Annotated in this window: 12 protein-coding genes and 4 tRNA genes; 7 read left to right on the top strand and 9 right to left on the bottom strand. The window is 35.8% G+C overall.

Translation table 11 applies throughout. From position 1 onward, the window contains the following. Positions 1-32: 32 nt before the first annotated feature. From tyrP to ubiG, 6 genes are all read right to left on the bottom strand, one after another. Positions 33-1244: a tyrosine transporter TyrP gene (gene tyrP, locus PH4a_RS00400; protein WP_129036917.1), complete on the bottom strand. Its 1212-nt coding sequence runs from the start codon at positions 1242-1244 to the stop codon at positions 33-35. A 182-nt stretch (positions 1245-1426) separates the two neighbouring features. Continuing rightward, complete coding sequence (locus tag PH4a_RS00395) at positions 1427-1660, bottom strand: YgdI/YgdR family lipoprotein (RefSeq protein WP_064720442.1); 234 nt, start codon at positions 1658-1660, stop codon at positions 1427-1429. A gap of 91 nt (positions 1661-1751) precedes the next feature. After that, positions 1752-2030 (bottom strand): class I ribonucleotide reductase maintenance protein YfaE, encoded by a 279-nt coding sequence (yfaE, locus tag PH4a_RS00390; RefSeq protein ID WP_129036915.1) that lies wholly within the window; start codon positions 2028-2030, stop codon positions 1752-1754. A gap of 29 nt (positions 2031-2059) precedes the next feature. Beyond that, positions 2060-3190, bottom strand: a complete 1131-nt coding sequence (gene nrdB, locus PH4a_RS00385) for a class Ia ribonucleoside-diphosphate reductase subunit beta (RefSeq protein ID WP_064720440.1) — start codon at positions 3188-3190, stop codon at positions 2060-2062. Between the two features lie 11 nt (positions 3191-3201). Beyond that, positions 3202-5493 carry a class 1a ribonucleoside-diphosphate reductase subunit alpha gene (gene nrdA / locus PH4a_RS00380; protein WP_064720439.1) on the bottom strand — a complete coding sequence of 764 codons (2292 nt, stop codon included), beginning with the start codon at positions 5491-5493 and terminating at the stop codon, positions 3202-3204. Between the two features lie 348 nt (positions 5494-5841). Then, positions 5842-6579: a bifunctional 2-polyprenyl-6-hydroxyphenol methylase/3-demethylubiquinol 3-O-methyltransferase UbiG gene (gene ubiG, locus PH4a_RS00370; protein WP_129036911.1), complete on the bottom strand. Its 738-nt coding sequence runs from the start codon at positions 6577-6579 to the stop codon at positions 5842-5844. A 172-nt stretch (positions 6580-6751) separates the two neighbouring features. Between ubiG and gyrA the strand changes: the two genes are divergently transcribed. Together gyrA and rcsC are read left to right on the top strand one after the other, a co-directional pair. Beyond that, on the top strand, positions 6752-9388 hold the full coding sequence (gyrA, locus tag PH4a_RS00365) for a DNA topoisomerase (ATP-hydrolyzing) subunit A (RefSeq protein WP_129036909.1): 2637 nt from the start codon (positions 6752-6754) through the stop codon (positions 9386-9388). A 184-nt stretch (positions 9389-9572) separates the two neighbouring features. Continuing rightward, the gene (gene rcsC / locus PH4a_RS00360; RefSeq protein WP_129036907.1) at positions 9573-12401 is read left to right on the top strand and encodes a two-component system sensor histidine kinase RcsC; all 2829 of its coding nucleotides are present in this window, start codon (positions 9573-9575) and stop codon (positions 12399-12401) included. 425 nt (positions 12402-12826) lie between these two features. Here the strand turns inward: rcsC and rcsB are convergent, their stop codons facing one another. Then, a complete protein-coding gene (gene rcsB / locus PH4a_RS00355; RefSeq protein ID WP_129036905.1) occupies positions 12827-13483 on the bottom strand; it encodes a response regulator transcription factor RcsB in 657 nt (218 codons plus the stop codon). Between the two features lie 2 nt (positions 13484-13485). Continuing rightward, on the bottom strand, positions 13486-16200 hold the full coding sequence (gene rcsD, locus PH4a_RS00350) for a phosphotransferase RcsD (RefSeq protein ID WP_129036903.1): 2715 nt from the start codon (positions 16198-16200) through the stop codon (positions 13486-13488). Between the two features lie 201 nt (positions 16201-16401). On the opposite strand from rcsD, the gene PH4a_RS00345 reads away from it, so the two are divergent. The 5 genes from PH4a_RS00345 to PH4a_RS00325 all read left to right on the top strand — a co-directional run bounded on the left by PH4a_RS00345 (position 16402) and on the right by PH4a_RS00325 (position 17504). Further along, a tRNA-Ser gene (locus PH4a_RS00345) sits at positions 16402-16489 on the top strand. 6 nt (positions 16490-16495) lie between these two features. After that, a tRNA-Thr gene (locus PH4a_RS00340) sits at positions 16496-16571 on the top strand. Between the two features lie 262 nt (positions 16572-16833). After that, positions 16834-16921 (top strand) — tRNA-Ser (locus tag PH4a_RS00335). A 6-nt stretch (positions 16922-16927) separates the two neighbouring features. Next, positions 16928-17003, top strand: a tRNA-Thr gene (locus PH4a_RS00330). Between the two features lie 75 nt (positions 17004-17078). Then, positions 17079-17504 (top strand): GNAT family N-acetyltransferase, encoded by a 426-nt coding sequence (locus PH4a_RS00325; protein ID WP_129036901.1) that lies wholly within the window; start codon positions 17079-17081, stop codon positions 17502-17504. A 547-nt stretch (positions 17505-18051) separates the two neighbouring features. On the opposite strand, the gene PH4a_RS00320 is transcribed toward PH4a_RS00325, so the two are convergent. Then, on the bottom strand, positions 18052-18954 hold the full coding sequence (locus PH4a_RS00320; protein ID WP_064720432.1) for a helix-turn-helix domain-containing protein: 903 nt from the start codon (positions 18952-18954) through the stop codon (positions 18052-18054). Between the last annotated feature and the right edge of the window lie 197 nt (positions 18955-19151).

Here is a 19151-nt window from a genome sequence, read left to right as displayed (position 1 = left end):
ACACCTGTTTTTTTATGGGCATCATTTAGCAATTAACCTACTTGTGGTAATAAGCCGAAAGTAATTGCAATTTGGATACCAATAACAATCAAACCACAGATAAACACGATAGTAAGGGCAGGTTTTCCGCCTTTCACTCTATATTGCTTATCTGCGTGTTGTTGTTGTCTTACTTTCCAAACTAATAATGCGGGCAACAAAAGTGCTAAAATAGAGAGTGCAATAGCAGCATAAGCTAATGCTTGTACAAAGTTAGGAAAGTAAAGCGCGCAAAGTAACGGTGGCACAAAAGTAAGTAAACCAGACTGTACGCGGCCAGTGGCTCGATTGCTGCGCTTAAAGAGGTCTGCTAAGTAGTCAAATAAGCCTAGCGCAACACCAAGGAAAGAAGTCGCTAGCGCTAATGCGGCAAATAAGTTTACTGCAATATTAACACGAGGCGTTGCAACAACATCTCGGATCGCAGTTAACAGGCCATTTAAGCCAGATTGTTGCGCCATAATTCCCATAAACGTATTTGTAGGAATGGCTCCCAGAGTCGCTAGCTGCCATAAAATATAAGCAACTAATGGAATAGCACTACCAATAATAAAGATAATGCGCAGCTTTTTAATATCACCATTCATATAGCTAACAATACTTGGCACGCTGCCATGAAAGCCAAACGAAGTAAAAATAACGGGGATAGCCGATAAAATTAACCCATGAGCAACAGGCATAGAGGTTAAATTGACAGTTTCTACATGAGGTAGCATAACCACTAGCATAAAGATTAAAAAGATTACTTTAGCGGTAAATAGCAGGCGGTTAATCATATCAACAGATGTTGTACCAATTCCTACTACAGCCCCTCCAATCACTGTAAAGATAATAATACCTTGTGTAACAGAAACCGGTTTGCCAATCCAAGAGGATATTGTTGCAGAGAGTAATTCCCCCGCACCACTGATATAGGCGGTTGTTAAGGCATACATCAACAGCAGTAGTGCTAAGCCTGTGACCAATTGCCCACCTGCACCGAGATAGCGTTTAGCAATTGAACCAAGACCCGTATGAGGATCGTTATGTTGATAAACTTCAACAAGTAACAGTGCGGTGTAGCTCATTAAAAGCCACAAGCCAATAAGTAATAGTATGATGGTGCTAAAGCCAATACCCACAGCAGCAAGTGGCATTGCTAGCATCCCAGCCCCAATTGTTGTTCCTGCAACAATAAAGACACTACCTATAGTGCGATTTTTCACAAAATCCTCTGTTATTCCAACTGTTTTATTTATTTAAAATGAAGAGTATAAGAATGGTAAATTTCTGTCAAATTTTAATTACGATAGATGTAAATTTATGTTTACAAAAAAGAAGGGGGAAATAAAAAACGCCAATATTATTTTTTATTGGCGTTTTTAATGGAGAAGACTCGTCAAAGAGATTAATCGTCAAGCTCTACCATACGTCTTATCTGATCACGGTTAATTTGTTGTACTTTGCCTGTTTCTGCATCTTTATACGTAATTAACCCAGTGGCTTCATTTATCTCAACTTTGTCTGTAGTTAGGATAGTTTGACCATTAACCGTTTCTATTTTTTGTGGTGATGAACAACCCGCAACGAGTAATAGTGACGCTGAAATGGCAACAACTGAGATAATAGAATTGAATTTCATAATATTTCTTCCTTTTTTAATCCTGTAATTTAACTTTAGTCAAGGATATATAAGAGTGTTAGAAAAAAGTGGAAAATTAAGATAATTCAAATTATTCAGAGCAAATTTCGATTTCAATATCACTAATAGGGTGGCAACTACAAGGCAGGATTTCATCAGCTTGAATAAATGCTAAAGGTTCATTACGGTAGCAAACTTTTCCTTTAACTAATCGTAAGCGACAAGAGCCGCAATAACCTTCTCGGCATTGATATTCGACTTGAATTTTTCCGTGTTCTAATGTTTCAAGTAAAGAAGGATGAGAATCAGAACAGAATTCTAGCGGTGTTGAAAGACCCTGCTGATGCAGGGTCACTTTATGAGAAGCCATAACGTTATCAGTGTTAATTCTCAGTGTTATTACAACTCAAAACTACTTAAGTCGTCAGTGTCAACTTGTGAGTCGATTTGACCAACAAGATAAGAACTTACTTCAACTTCTTGTGGTGCAACTTGTACGTTGTCTGAAACTAACCATGCATTAATCCATGGAATAGGATTTGAACGACCTTTGAAAGGCAATTTCAGACCGACAGCTTGCATACGAATATTGGTAATATATTCAACATACTGACAAAGAATATCTTTATTTAAACCAATCATTGAGCCTTCAGAGAATAAGTATTCAGCCCATTCTTTTTCTTGTTCTGCGGCTTCAACAAAAAGATCATAACACTCTTGTTCACACTCAGCCGCGATCTCCGCCATTTCAGGATCATCCTGACCAGAGCGTAGTAGGTTCAGCATATGCTGAGTCCCTGTTAAATGTAAGGCTTCATCACGAGCAATCAATTTAATGATTTTCGCATTACCTTCCATTAATTCACGTTCTGCAAACGCGAAAGAACAAGCAAAGCTAACATAAAAACGGATTGCTTCTAACGCATTAACACTCATCAGGCACAAATAAAGTTGTTTCTTTAATTTGCGTAATGTCACGTTAACGACTTTGCCTTTTACTTGATGATCGCCTTCACCATACATGTGATAAAGGTTGGTTAAGCGAATTAACTCGTCATAGTAAGAAGAAATATCGCGCGCACGTTTTAAGATTTCTTCATTTTCAACAATATCGTCGAAGACAACAGAAGGATCGTTAACAATATTACGAATAATATGCGTATAAGAACGTGAGTGAATAGTTTCAGAGAAAGACCATGTTTCAACCCAAGTTTCCAATTCAGGAATAGAAATCAGTGGTAAAAATGCTACGTTAGGACTTCTACCTTGAATGGAATCAAGCAATGTTTGGTATTTCAAATTACTAATAAAAATGTGTTTTTCATGATCGGGTAACGCATTATAGTCGATACGATCACGAGAAACGTCTACCTCTTCTGGACGCCAGAAAAAAGAGAGCTGTTTTTCAATCAATTTCTCAAAAATAGGGTATTTCTGTTGATCATAACGGGCTACGTTAACAGGCTGCCCAAAAAACATGGGCTCCTGAAGTTGATCATTTTTAACTTGTGAAAAAGTAGTATAAGACATAGCTTCCTCAATTAAATTTTACACGCGCCGCCTTCACAATCTGAATCTTCAGCCTCAACGACTTCTTCCAGATCACCCTGTACATCATCTGCACCATCGCGGGTATTGTGATAATAAAGTGTTTTCACACCATATTTGTAAGCGAGCAGCAAATCTTTCAGCAGTTGATTCATTGGAACCTTACCGCTTGGGAAACGAGTAGGATCGTAGTTAGTGTTTGCCGAAATTGCTTGGTCAACAAATTTTTGCATAATACCAACTAACTGTAAGTAACCCTCGATACTTGGCATTTGCCATAGTAACTCGTAAGAACCTTTTAAGCGTTCATACTCAGGAACAACTTGGCGCAAGATACCATCTTTTGATGCTTTGATGCTGATGTAACCACGAGGTGGCTCAATACCATTGGTTGCGTTTGAAATCTGTGATGATGTTTCTGATGGCATCAATGCAGATAACGTTGAGTTACGTAAACCGTGAGTTTTGATCTCTTTACGTAAACCTTCCCAATCGTAATGTAATGGCTCGTTAGTGAGTACATCTAATGATTTTTTATAGGTATCGATAGGTAAGATACCTTCTGAATAAGTTGTCTCATTAAACCACGGGCATGCGCCTTGTTCTTTCGCTAATTCATTTGATGCTTTTAATAAATAGTATTGAATGGCTTCAAACGCACGATGTGTAATGTTATTTGCACTACCATCTGAGTAACGTACGCCATGTTTTGCTAAATAATAAGCAAAGTTAATAACACCAATACCTAATGTACGACGACCCATTGCCCCTTTTCTTGCGGCTTCAATTGGGTAGTCTTGGTAATCTAACAGCGCATCAAGTGAGCGAACCGCTAAACGAGCTAACTCTTCTAAATCATCAAGATTTTCAATTGCACCTAAGTTAAATGCCGAGAGCGTACATAATGCAATTTCACCATCAGGATCTTTAATATCATTTAATGGTTTTGTTGGCAGCGCAATTTCTAAACATAAATTAGATTGACGAATTGGCGCCACAGCCGGATCAAATGGGCTATGCGTATTACAATGGTCAACGTTTTGCAGATAAATACGGCCTGTTGATGCACGTTCTTGCATCATTAACGAGAATAGCTCCACCGCTTTAATTTGTTTTTGGCGGATGCTTTTATCTTTTTCATATTGTACGTATAAACGTTCAAATTCGTCTTGATCAGCAAAGAAGGCATCGTAAAGACCTGGCACATCTGAAGGGCTGAACAGCGTAATATCCTGACCTTTGATTAAACGTTCATACATTAATTTGTTTAATTGCACGCCGTAATCTAAATGGCGAACACGGTTATCATCAACACCACGGTTATTTTTCAGTACTAATAAACTTTCGACTTCTAAATGCCATAATGGGTAGAACAGTGTTGCAGCACCACCACGGACACCACCTTGTGAACAAGATTTAACCGCTGTTTGGAAGTGTTTATAGAATGGAATACAGCCGGTATGGAATGCTTCACCATTACGAATAGCACTGCCTAATGCACGTATTCGACCTGCATTAATACCAATACCTGCACGCTGAGAGACATATTTTACTATTGCACTTGACGTCGCATTAATAGAATCGAGGCTATCATCGCATTCAATAAGTACACAGGAGCTAAATTGACGCGTTGGTGTTCTTACACCGGCCATAATTGGTGTTGGTAATGAGATTTTAAAGGTTGAAATCGCATTATAAAAACGCTCGATATAGTCCATACGTGTATTTTTTGGGTAACGAGAGAATAGGCACGCTGCCACTAATACATAAAGAAATTGAGCACTTTCGTAAATTTCACCAGTAATGCGGTTTTGAACGAAATATTTACCTTCTAATTGCTTTACGGCAGCATAAGAGAAGTTCATATCACGTTGATGAACAATAAAGGCGTTCATCTGTTCAAATTCTTCTTTTGTATAATCTTCAAGAAGATGACGGTCATATTTGCCTAAATTAACCAACTTTGTAACGTGGTCAAACAGTGCTGGTGGCTCAAATTGGCCATAAGCTTTTTTACGCAAGTTAAATACAGCAAGGCGAGCAGCTAAATATTGATAGTCAGGTGTTTCACCAGAGATCAAATCGGCAGCCGCTTTGACTAGCGTTTCATGGATATCAGCGGTTTTGATACCATCATAAAACTGAATCTGAGAACGTAATTCAACCTGAGAAACTGAGACATTTTCTAGGCCTTCAGCAGCCCAAGTAATAACACGGTGAATTTTGTCTAAGTCAATGCGTTCTTTGTGACCATCACGTTTTGTGACGAGCAGGCTATGATTCATGAGCGATGTACCTTTCTTGCATAAGTGTTACCTGAAATTTTATACCGCAAAAAAACGCTCCCGATGACAATTATTGTCAAGGAGTCTTGTGGTGTGAAATTTAAGGAAACACAATATATAGGGGTTGGTTCAAATGGTGATAACAAGATAAAGGTAATTGCGCGATTGATCAAGTGCACAAATCTGATTGTTTCTGTGGATAAATGGGGGATAAATTTTTTAACAACTGCCTGTACCCTGCATAAATACAGGCAGTAAGAAACGCAATTCACAGTGATAATGAGACAAAGTCAATTTTTAAAAATGTGATCGTTTGATGTTTTATTAAACCAAATCAAACTTTCTGTTTCATAAATTCGAGTTATATGTCGAATGTGTGTGCACCATATAGTTAACATCAACGTTAGGCGCTAATCGGAATTTGTCAGAAATCGGATTATAATGTAACCCAATCATATTTTGGGTACTCAATTGTGTTTCATCGACCCAACTTAATAACTCTGATGGGCGAATAAATTTATTAGCATCATGTGTGCCCTTAGGTACCATATTTAGAATATACTCCGCACCTACTACGAGCATAAACCATGCTTTTTTATTGCGATTAATGGTTGAGAAAAATACATGACCACCAGGTTTAACCAGTTTTGCGCAAGCTCTTACGACCGATGAAGGGTCAGGAACATGCTCTAACATCTCCATGCAGGTGACAACATCATAAGTCTGTGGGTTTTCATGGGCATGATTTTCAACCGTATCCTGTATATAGGTAACGGGAATACCTGATTCAAGCGAGTGTAAACGAGCAACTTGTAGCGGTTCGGCACCCATATCAAGGCCGGTGACTTCAGCACCCACACAGGCCATACTTTCAGATAAAATTCCACCACCACAACCGACATCAAGCACTTTTTTACCAAATAAGCCATCTGCACGTTCTTGGATGTAATTGAGCCTTAATGGGTTAATGCGGTGTAGCGGTTTAAATTCACCTTCAAGATCCCACCACCGTGATGCGACACTTTCAAACTTGTCGATTTCATGCTGATCCACGTTAGCATGTAAAGAGGTTGTTTTATCATTCATCAGAAAGCATTACTCCTATTTTCATATTGATCTGATTCTATCAACGTTAGAGAGTGAAATCGAAGAGAATAGAGAAAGAATCACTAATTTAGTTGTTTCAGTTTTCCTAAAATTGGCGATTTGTGGTATAGTTCTACACCTTTGAATCCGTAGTATGAGGGACAGTGGCTCCATGAGCGACATTGCCAGAGAAATCACACCAGTTAATATCGAAGAAGAGCTGAAAAGCTCATATTTGGATTATGCGATGTCTGTTATTGTCGGACGCGCATTACCCGATGTTCGAGACGGACTGAAGCCAGTACACCGTCGCGTCCTTTTCGCGATGAATGTATTAGGAAACGATTGGAATAAACCTTATAAAAAATCAGCCCGTGTTGTTGGGGATGTTATCGGTAAATATCACCCGCACGGTGACAGTGCTGTTTATGAAACGATAGTTCGTTTAGCACAGCCTTTTTCTATGCGTTACATGTTGGTTGACGGGCAGGGTAACTTCGGGTCAGTTGATGGTGACTCGGCGGCTGCAATGCGTTATACCGAAGTTCGCATGGCGAAAATCGCCCATGAACTGCTGGCGGATTTGGAAAAAGAAACGGTTGATTTTGTTCCTAACTATGATGGAACAGAACATATCCCGGCAGTCATGCCAACCCGTATTCCAAACTTATTAGTCAATGGTTCTTCAGGTATCGCAGTCGGGATGGCAACAAACATTCCTCCGCATAACCTAGGTGAAGTTATCGACGGCTGTCTTGCTTATGTTGATAACGAAGACATCTCTATTGAAGAATTGATGGAGCATATCACGGGGCCTGATTTCCCTACTGCCGCTATTATTAATGGCCGCAGGGGAATTTTAGATGCTTACCGTACTGGGCGCGGAAAAATTTATATTCGTGCACAAGCTGATGTAGAAACTGATGAGAAAACAGGTCGCGAAACAATTATCGTGACGGAAATTCCTTATCAGGTGAACAAAGCTCGCTTAATTGAAAAAATTGCAGAGCTTGTTAAAGATAAACGTATTGAAGGCATTAGCGGATTACGTGATGAGTCAGATAAAGATGGTATGCGCATTGTTGTTGAAATTAAGCGTGATGCTGTTGGTGAAGTTGTACTAAATCACTTATTCTCTCAGACTCAGATGCAGGTTTCTTTTGGTATTAACATGGTTGCGCTGCATCAAGGTCAACCGAAAGTGTTAAACCTGAAAGAAATTATTTCAGCCTTTATTCGTCACCGTCGTGAAGTGGTGACTCGTCGTACTATTTTTGAATTACGTAAAGCGCGCGACCGTGCTCATATCTTAGAAGCACTTGCAATAGCGTTGGCAAATATTGACCCGGTTATTGAAATGATCCGTCAAGCGCCAACGCCAGCAGAAGCAAAAGCCGCTTTAATTGCACAACCTTGGGCTTTAGGCAGCGTTTCTGCAATGTTAGAACGTGCTGGCGATAGCAATGTTGCTCGCCCTGAATGGCTAGAACCACAATATGGTGTGCATGAAGGAAAATACTATCTAACAGAACAACAAGCACAAGCTATTTTGGATCTGCGTTTGCAGAAACTAACGGGTCTTGAGCATGAAAAACTGTTAGATGAATATCGTGATTTATTACTTCAAATTGCTGAATTATTACATATTCTGAAAAGCCCAGAACGTTTGATGGAAGTTATTCGTGAAGAGCTGAATGCGATTAAAGATCAATATAACGATCCTCGTCGTACAGAAATTACCGAAAATACAGCAGATATTAATATCGAAGACTTGATCAATGAAGAAAATGTTGTTGTGACACTTTCTCATCAGGGCTACGTGAAATATCAACCACTGACTGACTATGAAGCGCAACGTCGTGGCGGTAAGGGTAAATCAGCAGCGAGAATTAAAGAAGAAGACTTTATTGATCGTCTACTTGTTGCTAATACTCATGACACAATTCTTTGTTTCTCAAGCCGTGGTCGCCTCTACTGGATGAAAGTTTACCAGTTACCAGAAGCAAGCCGTGGTGCACGTGGTCGTCCTATTATTAACTTACTGCCTCTTGAACAGAATGAACGTATTACTGCTATCTTACCTGTAAGAGAGTATGAAGAAGGTAAGTTTGTCTTTATGGCGACCGCTAGCGGGACTGTGAAAAAGACACCATTAAAAGATTTCAGCCGTCCTCGTAGTGCGGGTATCATCGCTGTTAATTTAAATGACGGTGATGAACTGATCGGTGTTGATTTAACCGATGGTACTAATGAAGTCATGCTGTTCTCCGCAGATGGTAAAGTTGTACGCTTTGCAGAAGATTGTGTTCGTCCTATGGGACGTACTGCGACGGGTGTTCGTGGTATGAAACTGAACAACGACACTGTCGTTTCACTGATAATCCCACGTGGTGAAGGTGATATCTTAACTGTTACTGAAAATGGTTATGGTAAACGAACTGTACAAAGCGAATACCCAACGAAAAATCGTGCAACACAAGGCGTTATCTCAATTAAAGTGAGTGAACGTAATGGTAAAGTTGTTGGTGCGATCCAAGTTGAAGAGACTGACCAAATAATGATGATTACAAATGCGGGTACTTTAGTTCGTACACGCGTTTCAGAAGTCAGCATTGTTGGACGTAATACGCAAGGTGTTACCTTGATCCGTACTACAGAAGGCGAGCTGGTGGTTGGTTTGCAACGTGTTGAAGATGAAGATGACGCGCTAGATGATGATGAAGTTAATGAAGTGATTGTTAATGAGGGTCTATCAGAAGCACTAGAATCAGATTTAGAAGACGATGCAGATATTGACGACGAAGAATAATCGTTATTATTGTGCTGTATAAAGAAAAAAAAGCAGGCATAATTGCCTGCTTTTTTTGTGTGAATAATTGCCTGCATTAGCAAAAAATTTATTCTTATGGTAAAAATCATATCATTCAGACATACAGTAACTTCTGCTAGAATAGAATAAGTTTCTTGTGTGGTTTATCGATTAGGGTGGTTGTTTGAGATATCTCTCGTCCTTTAAAACGTCGTTAAAAATTTCCCGCTACCTTTTTCGTATATTAGGTGTCATGTTGTGGGCTATGGGCGCATTGTTGACCATGTTTTATCTCATCAACATTTTTAACGATACAAAATCGGATATCAGACAAGAATATAGTAACAACTACACCAATTTACTTGGTTTCTTTAGGCAAACCTCAGGAACCATTCGTGATTTACAATATCTCGCCGAACGTCATCAAGAGCAGCTCAATTTAAATCCTAATATCAAAAATTTACCTTTTTATGAAGGAGCTTTTTCCTTACACAAATTAAATGACACTGCGGATTGCGAACTTTTTAAAGGTCAAACGAATAACTATTTCCGTTCATTTAATAGCATTCTTTATTATTGGAAAGACAATACGCCTGCATTACAGGGAATAAACCAAGTTTTTATGGTGGGTTCTCATAGTATGTGTATGATTAATTTTCCATTGCGTGCATCACCGATTGATACCGAAATGCTGAAAAAAATGGTCTATGAAAATACGCGTAACTATATTAATCAGCGAGCTCAGGGGAAGGAAGTTAATCAATATTGGATAGTACCTGATGCAAAAGGGGATAGCGGTATTTTGTATGTGATGTCTCCAGTTTATGCTTCCGGAAAGTTTATTGGATTGATTGGTATTGAAAGAGCCATTCGTCTTGAATACTTTTCTCCAACTAAAGATCGCGTTATTTCTATTCATCTACTTAATAGCAACAATACCACAATTTTAAATTATCCGGCTGAGAATAATTATCGTACAGCAAGACAAGCACCTGAAGTTAATGCGCCTTATTTTGGTTTTGATGAGGACTTTAGTGATTTAGTTTCTAAGCGGAAATTATTGCCTTCATCATTCAGTGTGGTTTATTCGTTACCACTAAAACAAATTCTCAATGAATTTAAATTTACTATTTTTAATGCGCTGATTTTAAATACGATATCGGCCATTTTTGTCTTTATTTTTGTTTGGATCTTTGAACGGAAAATATTCTCACCAGCAGAAAATAATGCATCACGTTTAGAAGAGCATGAGCAATTTAACCATAAAATAGTAGCATCAGCGCCAGTTGGCATCAGCATTCTTCGTATTCGCGATGGCATGATTATTTTAAGTAATGAATTAGCTCATAATTATTTCCGCTTACTTAGCCATAGTGATAAGCAAAATATTTTATCTATCATTGCTGAGAAAGGCAGCAATATGGTGGATGTAGTGACTAATAACCGTAACCATTTACAAATTAGTTTTGTTAATTCACGTTATCAAAATGAAGATGTTGCTATCTGTGTTCTCGTGGATATTAGTTCCCGCGTTAAAATGGAACGTTCTTTACAAAATATGGCAACGGCGGCAGAACAAGCAAACCAAGCAAAATCGATGTTCTTAGCTACAGTTAGTCATGAGTTACGTACACCACTATATGGCATTATTGGTAATTTAGAGTTATTGCAATCTTTTACTCAAAATAATGAAACCGCTCGATTGCTTAAAACAATGGATAACTCATCATCTTTATTGCTTAAAATTATTAGTGATATTTTAGATTTTTCAAAAATAGAATCTAAGCAACTAAAAATAGAGATTAAGCCGTTTAATTGTCGTCAAGTGGTCTCATTTGTTATTTCTAACTATTTGCCTTTGATAGCTAAAAAAGACCTCGCTATTTACTGCTTTATTGAGCCTGATGTGCCTAAAATCGTAAATAGTGACCCTGTTCGTGTACAACAAGTTATTTCTAATTTATTAAATAACAGCATTAAATTTACTACGACAGGTTGTATTACGTTACATCTTTATAAAGATGATTATTATCTCTATTTTGATATTCATGATACAGGTAAGGGAATAAGTGAAAAAACACTTCACGAGCTTTTTGAACCCTTTTTCCAAGTTTCTCAAAATACAGAGAGTGCATCTGAAGGAACAGGGCTTGGATTAGCTATTTGCGAGAAGCTTATTAATTTGATGGATGGTGACATTAGTGTGGTATCACAGGAGAATATTGGTAGTCGATTTACGGTACGGATCCCGTTATATGGTGCGTTAGAAAATAACGAAAATAATGATAAAAAGAATATTTACGCACAAAGCACTATTCGTTGTTTTCTTGATGTAAGAAATCTTTGTTTAGAAGGTTTTATTGAGCGTTATCTTAGTTACTTTGGATTAAAGTGTGCAGAGTTAACAGAAGAAATTGCGCTTGCTTCAACGGATTTTATTATCACTGATTATGATCGAGATATAATCACTCAATGCCAAACAATCAGAATTAATGAGCATTATTTTGATCCGGCAAAGAAAATAGATGAAAATATGTGGCTGTGTAGCACTTATAAACTTAATGAGTTATCTAAGATTATGCTACAGCTTCCTCAAATAAATGCTGATGTTATTTATTCAGAATCTAAAGCAATAACAACGGATAGCGGTTTACAAGGGCTAAGAGTACTTATTGTTGATGATCATCCTATCAATCGTTTATTGCTTACGGATCAATTAAAGAAAATTGGATTTGATACAGCAACGGCAGAAGATGGTTGTGATGCGCTGGAATTTATTGCTAAAAATTCGATAGATATTATTTTAACGGATGTCAACATGCCAAATATGAACGGTTATCAATTAGCAACCCATGTTCGACAAATGGGAAGTTCTATTCCTATTATTGGCGTGACAGCGAATGCAATAGCAGAAGAAAAACAGCGTTGTATTGATGCGGGTATGGATGATTGTGTTTCTAAACCTGTTTCACTCATTATTTTAAAAGAAGCATTATTAAAAAATATTTCTTAACTATGGCAATAGAAAGAGGTGTTAATCGAATAATTTGTTGATATTTAATAATGGGTTTAATAAAAAACAAGAGTGACGAGTATAACGATGAATTATTCAAAAGGTGCTAATTTTTAGCACTTTTTTTGTTTTTTTGTTAGTAAGAAGAGAAAAAGGTTATATAAGATTTTTAATAAAAAGAAGATGTAGCGCTGATTTTTGCAGTCTGGGTATAGATAAACAATATCTGTTTAAATCGTTTAAAAACACCCTATACAACGTTTAGAGGGACTGTTTAGATAAATAACATTGGGATACAAGCTGAGAAAAGAGGTGTAAATAGGTGCATAGATAGGAAATAACACAGATAAAAAGCAGAGAAGCTCCCACAAAGGGTATGAGCTTCCTGATTTTATCGGTACTGCCAAGATAAGTTAACGAGCAAGTTAATCGTCGCCGTTAATTTCCTTATCAATAGTCACGGATGATAAGTAGTTGAGAAGTGCAATATCATTATCAACACCTAACTTCATCATTGCTGATTTTTTCTGGCTACTAATCGTTTTAATACTACGATTTAGTTTTTTAGCAATTTCAGTGACAAGGAAGCCTTCAGCAAACAATCTAAGGACTTCGCTCTCTTTTGGTGATAGGCGTTTATCGCCATAACCATTGGCATTAACTTTCTCTAGTAGTTTTGCAACGCTTTCAGGCATAAACTTTTTGCCTTTCTGTAACGTTGCCAAGGCTTTTGGTAAATCTGTTGGTGCACCTTGTTTTAAAACGATACCTTCAATTTCAAGGTCAAGCACTGCACTTAAAATGGCAGGGTTGTTATTCATGGTTAGTACAATAATAGACAAGTTAGGATAGTGTCTTTTTATGTACTTAATCAATGTAATACCATCACCATATTTATCACCAGGCATTGAAAGATCGGTGATTAGGGCGTCAGCATTTAGCTTTGATAAGTTATTGATAAGTGAAGTTGAATCTTCAAACTCACCAACAACATTAACCCATTCAATTTGTTCTAAAGATTTACGAATACCGAATAAAACAATCGGATGATCATCGGCAATAATAATATTAAGGTTATTCATGTTTAATTGTTACCTTGCTGCAGCAACTGTTGAATCCATTTATCCAGTTGACTGATACGTTCTTTTATCTCTAATTCATTATGATTTTTTATGTCACGCTCTAAATATTCACAGCTCTCTTTGAGATACTCCAAATCTAACATGGCAAAAACCCCTTTTAGGCGATGTGCAGTCTGGGCTAGAGAAGGAAAGTCTTTATTAGTTGCCTCTAAATGTAATTTTTCAATATCAGTTGGAACAGTATTGATAAATAGCTCCTTATAATCACTACCATCCAGCTTGTGTCTATAATTATTAAGAATTACTTCGTGATTATCAAGGTTATTATTTTCATTTAAAATACTCGCTTGAGTTGTTTCTAGAGTTAATGACTCATTTTCTTCAATCAAATAAGTAATAGACTCTATTAATGCATCACCGAAGTTATAGTTACACTTTATTAAATTTTTTGATATTTTTTCAAATCCAACAATAGTACTAACTAATAATATTGTTGCTGATTCTGCTTTATCATCAGGAGTATCTTTAAGTATGATATCGTATTCAGGATAAAGATTCTCTTTATTTTTATCAAAGTATGTAGCGCCATATTTATCAAGCTGTTGGCAAACAATTTTTTCTATTTCAGGGTTTTTTATGGCGAGTTTTGCACTTACGCCTTCTAATAATACGTCAAAGCTACGTTCTTGGGTATCAATATGCTGGTATGGTAGTACGATACGGAAATGAGAACCAATACTTTCCTGACTCTTAATAGTTAAATCTCCCTGTATTTTCTTACACAATAAATGGCATAAATAAAAAATAATTCCTGAGTTGGAATAATATTTATCGCCCATAGCTTGCCCAAGAAATGGATATTTAATATTAGCAATATCTTGTGGTGTAAGTCCGCTACCACTGTCAATAATATCAATAAGTATTTCTTCTTTATCTTTGTCTTTATTTTTTACTAAATTTAAATTAACAGAAATTTTTCCATAATTAGTCGTGCTGATGGCATAATTAATCAGAGATAAAAGAATTTTACTTAATGCCGGCCCATCGTTAATTAAAAGTAATCCAGGCCTTATATTGTTATGAAAATAAAGTGTTAGTCCTTTTCTTATCATAAAAGGCGTAGTAGTTAGCAGAATAGATTCAACAAGCGTTGAAAGTTCAAATTCATCTTTATGAATTTTCCATTCTTGATTTTCTAACTTATTAATTAAAGTGATGTTTTCAATCCACTCTGAAATATAGTTAGTTTTTTCTAATAGAAGGCTAAGCAACTGCTGATGGATATCTTCAGGTAATAGTTCTTTAAACTGATAAACCATTCCATTAATGTCTTTAATTGGTCGCATTAATTCTGATGACATATTGGAAAGGATTTTACGACGAGCAATAGTATTTTTTTCATATTCTTGCTGCGCTAGTTGCAATTTTTTATTGATCAAGGCTTCATTATCTTTATTCAAAAAAATGAATAGAGAGGTATTATCAATATTGTTGTTATTACTTGTTCTAATTTCATAGATTTCATTATTGATGGCTGTTTGTATCAGGCCATTGTGTTCTATCGCCATTTGACGAATTTTTGATAAATCAATATGAGGTAGTAGCTTTTCAGCGTGACTATTGCTGATAATCTTATGATTAGAGGAAAAATTGTATACTAATAATCCGATAGGAAGGTTAGAGATAATGTCATTCGTCATTTCTTCTTTAATACGAAGATTGCGTGTCATTGAGATGTAAGGATAGACATATTTATTGCGAATATAGATATGGCCAAAAATAGAGATCAGAATAAAAGAGAAAAGGCTAATTAATAGCCAGATATTTTTATAAGTGATTTCTGTGATTATCGCCTTTAAAGGGTATTCATAAGAAAGAGAATAAGGGATCCCTGCAATAGGCTGAGAAAAGATGAGTGAAGAGCCATCGGTCGAAACTTCGATATCATTTTTATCATAAATTGTTTGCTGACCCGTAGGCAGTAGTCTTAAATACTGAGGCTGTAGCTCATAAGGAAGAAAGTTATTTATTGGTAAATCAAAAGCAATGACGCTAGTTAGCTGCCCAGGAACATTAAACATAATCCGGTAAGTGTAGTAATAAATGTTTTCTGTAGACATTTTCCTAATCGGAGAAATACTCTCTTTTTCATCTAATGCAGTAGATTGCATTAAAAGTTCAGAGCGTTTGTTCTCCGCAGTTAAAGTTAGATAACTCTCTTTATAACGGATCTCAGGTTTAAGTACTGAGTGCGTAGTAACTAATATAAGGTCATTGCCTTTACCATTAAGGTAATAAAGAGAGCTGTAGTCATTACGAACGCCCCAAAGTATTTCTAGTGAATTAGCAAAACGTCTTGCTAGTTGAAAAGTATGTTCATTTGCTTTACCAAATACAATGGTATCAACCGTTTGATCTCTGCCTTCAAGCCAATAAACATCGGTGCGTAATTTTATTGGGTTGATAGATATTGGTGGATAAATAGTCGAGTCGGCCATTTTGTTTGATAATTGGAAAAGCTGGTTTGAATGATAGCGGTAATCTTCAACCTGTAATGCGAATTTGTGTGTTGTGTTATTTAATGCATTCTTTTTATTGTCGAGCCAAGCGTTAAAGTAGCTATAGGCATATAAAAAGAGAGATATGACCAAAAAAATAAGAAATAGGGCATATATACGAGTCAATGTATTTGGTTTTAATTGAGTCAGTTTGCGCATTCAGTTTGCGAACCTTTAAAAACGAAGTAAGTAGAAGATAATTATTGGTTAAACAACCATCAGCATTTAGCCATTATATTAACAGGTTATCACTTTAAAAGGGATATTCGAGTGAACTTTGAGCAAACAAACAGAAAAAGCGAAATTTTTTATATTCAGAACTAGACAGCACGACGAGAGATAGGCATAATTCCGCGCTATGGAAGGATGGCCGAGTGGCTGAAGGCAGCGGTCTTGAAAACCGCCGATGGGAAACCATCCTAGAGTTCGAATCTCTATCCTTCCGCCAGAATTAGCCGGCTTAGCTCAGTTGGTAGAGCAACTGACTTGTAATCAGTAGGTCACCAGTTCGACTCCGGTAGCCGGCACCATATAAGAACCCGTTATCTCGCAAGAGGTAGCGGGTTTTTTCTTTGTTTATTACTACACTATTATTCCTCTATTTTTAAATCAGTAGTGATATAAATTAATGTCATTGATATCTCATTAATGTTGCTATTCGACCGAAATATTAATAAGTTATCTTTTTTTAATCAATATTAGATTGAAGTTTAAGCAAACGAATAAAAAAATGATTTTTTTTGCCTTCAGGACTAGACAGCGCGGCGAGAGATAGGCATAATTCCGCGCTATGGAAGGATGGCCGAGTGGCTGAAGGCAGCGGTCTTGAAAACCGCCGATGGGAAACCATCCTAGAGTTCGAATCTCTATCTTTCCGCCAGAATTAGCCGGCTTAGCTCAGTTGGTAGAGCAACTGACTTGTAATCAGTAGGTCACCAGTTCGACTCCGGTAGCCGGCACCATATAAGAACCCGTTATCTCGTAAGAGGTAGCGGGTTTTTTCTTATCTATAGTTTTATTACTTAAAAACTATCACTATGAAAATTAGACTTGCTACACTTTCTGAACTTCACTTAATCAGTCAAATCGACACTTATGCTCAAATACATTCTTCTCGCATTGACGAAATAAAAACTTGGATTAATGAGAATTCACTTTATCTTGTCGTTGTTGATACGGTTGTTGTTGCTTATGGCGTTTTTCATTATCGTTTTTTTCAGTGCGGTTTTATTGAGTTAATTATGGTTGATGAAAACTATCGCTCACAAGGTTTAGCGACTAAGTTAATTACATATTTTAAGGCATCATCAAAAACAGCGAAGATTTTTACCTCTACAAATCAATCTAATCTTAAAATGAAAGCGATATTGTCCAGATCAGGTTTCGTTGAAAGCGGTTGTGTAGATAATTTAGATGAAGATGATACTGAATTAATTTATTATCTTAATACATTAAATATGTAAAACAACAGCCTCAAAATAGGATCATTTTATCGCAAGGTGATTTATAAATTATCGAGTTGCGCTATTTGGGTGGTGTTCAAGAAGAACTTTATTTTTGATATCATTTGCATTGATTGTCATTTTCTGTGGTATGAATGCTTTTGATTGTTGTTTTTAGGTTTTGTATCGCAATTATTTGTATCGTTAAAAATTGATACAATGAAAGAGAAAAGATTAATATTGAAAGATAATCAAGTGAGTCACTCGCTAGTTTATATAAATAGGATAGGGTAAGAAAATCACGTAAAGAAATAAGAAATAAATTTTTCAATAGTAAATATTATTACAACTATTTTATTTTTTTCGTTTATTAAAGATAGAACATGAAAAATTTAATTGAAAGAGATTAATTTATTTTTTTGAGTAATAATAAATTTTAACTAGTCTAAATAATTTGAAATATGATTGGTAATGTATTGATAATTATAGTTTTTTATAAATCATTTTTTATTATAGTGTAAGGTTAATATTCTACCTTTATTCTCTGAGAAGATAGAATATTAAATTATTATTTGAGGTTCGGTTTAATATCAATAGGAATATAATAATTAATATTTTTTATTAAAGATAATGGATTATTGATAAGATCTAAAACGTGATAGTTTTCTTTTAAAATATATTCCTCAATGTCCGGTTCCCCTTTTTTTCGTGGAATATTTAATTTTCGCATTAAAACACCATAAATATTGTAAATAATATCTTTGTAATCAAGTTGTAATAGTGCTGGCGAAAGCGTGATTTTTAAATATTTTTTATTATTAATTATCTCGGTGTAATTAAAATTTGAATTATCTCTATCTACTAAATTCTCTCTCATTGTTGCATAATTAATAACGAGATTGTTTCTTTGTTCAGAAAAAATATTGTGAGTAGCATAGATTTTATTGTGATTATAAAGTGCTTTTTTGAAAAATATTTCCCAATACTCTTTGCGCTTTTTTTCAGTATTTAGATTCCACTCAATAGAATTAGACTGGTAAGTATGGCTGATCCCAATTAGAGAAAGGTTGTCAATATCAATAATTTGCATATCTAAATTATAACCTGCAAATTTTCTTAATGGTAAAGTAAAACCATGTGCTTGCCAATTTGCTTTTCGGCGATAATCGTAAGGGGTAATATTAAATAGCTTTTTAAAAGCACGAGAAAAAGTTTGTTGAGAGTCAAAACGATATTTCAATGCGATATCAAGTAATGGTGTACGCTGTAAGCGTAATTCAATTGCAGCACAAGAAAGACGTCTAGCTCTTATATAAGATGCTAGTGTTAAGTTTGTCTGTTCTTTAAACATTCGCTGAAGATGCCATTTAGAGTAGCCTGATTTTTGTGAAACACTTTCTAAGCTCAGATTTTTTTCTAAATTATCTTCGATCCAACAAATAATATCAGTAATGACATTTTCACTAAACATATTTTAACTCTAAGTAGAAACTCTATTTAAAAATAGAAAATATTAATAATCTTAATTTACCTAAAATACTGTAATGTTTTTACTCTTATTTGTAAATGTATAATAAAAAATAGGTTAATTAAAATAAATATTTTTGTATTTAATCAATTGGTTAGTATTTTTAAATTAAGGTGTTTAAGTGAATTTACTTGGCAAGA

This window comes from Proteus hauseri (genome assembly GCF_004116975.1).
Lineage (GTDB): Bacteria > Pseudomonadota > Gammaproteobacteria > Enterobacterales > Enterobacteriaceae > Proteus > Proteus hauseri.
Note: the sequence above shows the minus strand (reverse complement) of the source record. Positions and strands in the feature narration are given on the sequence as shown.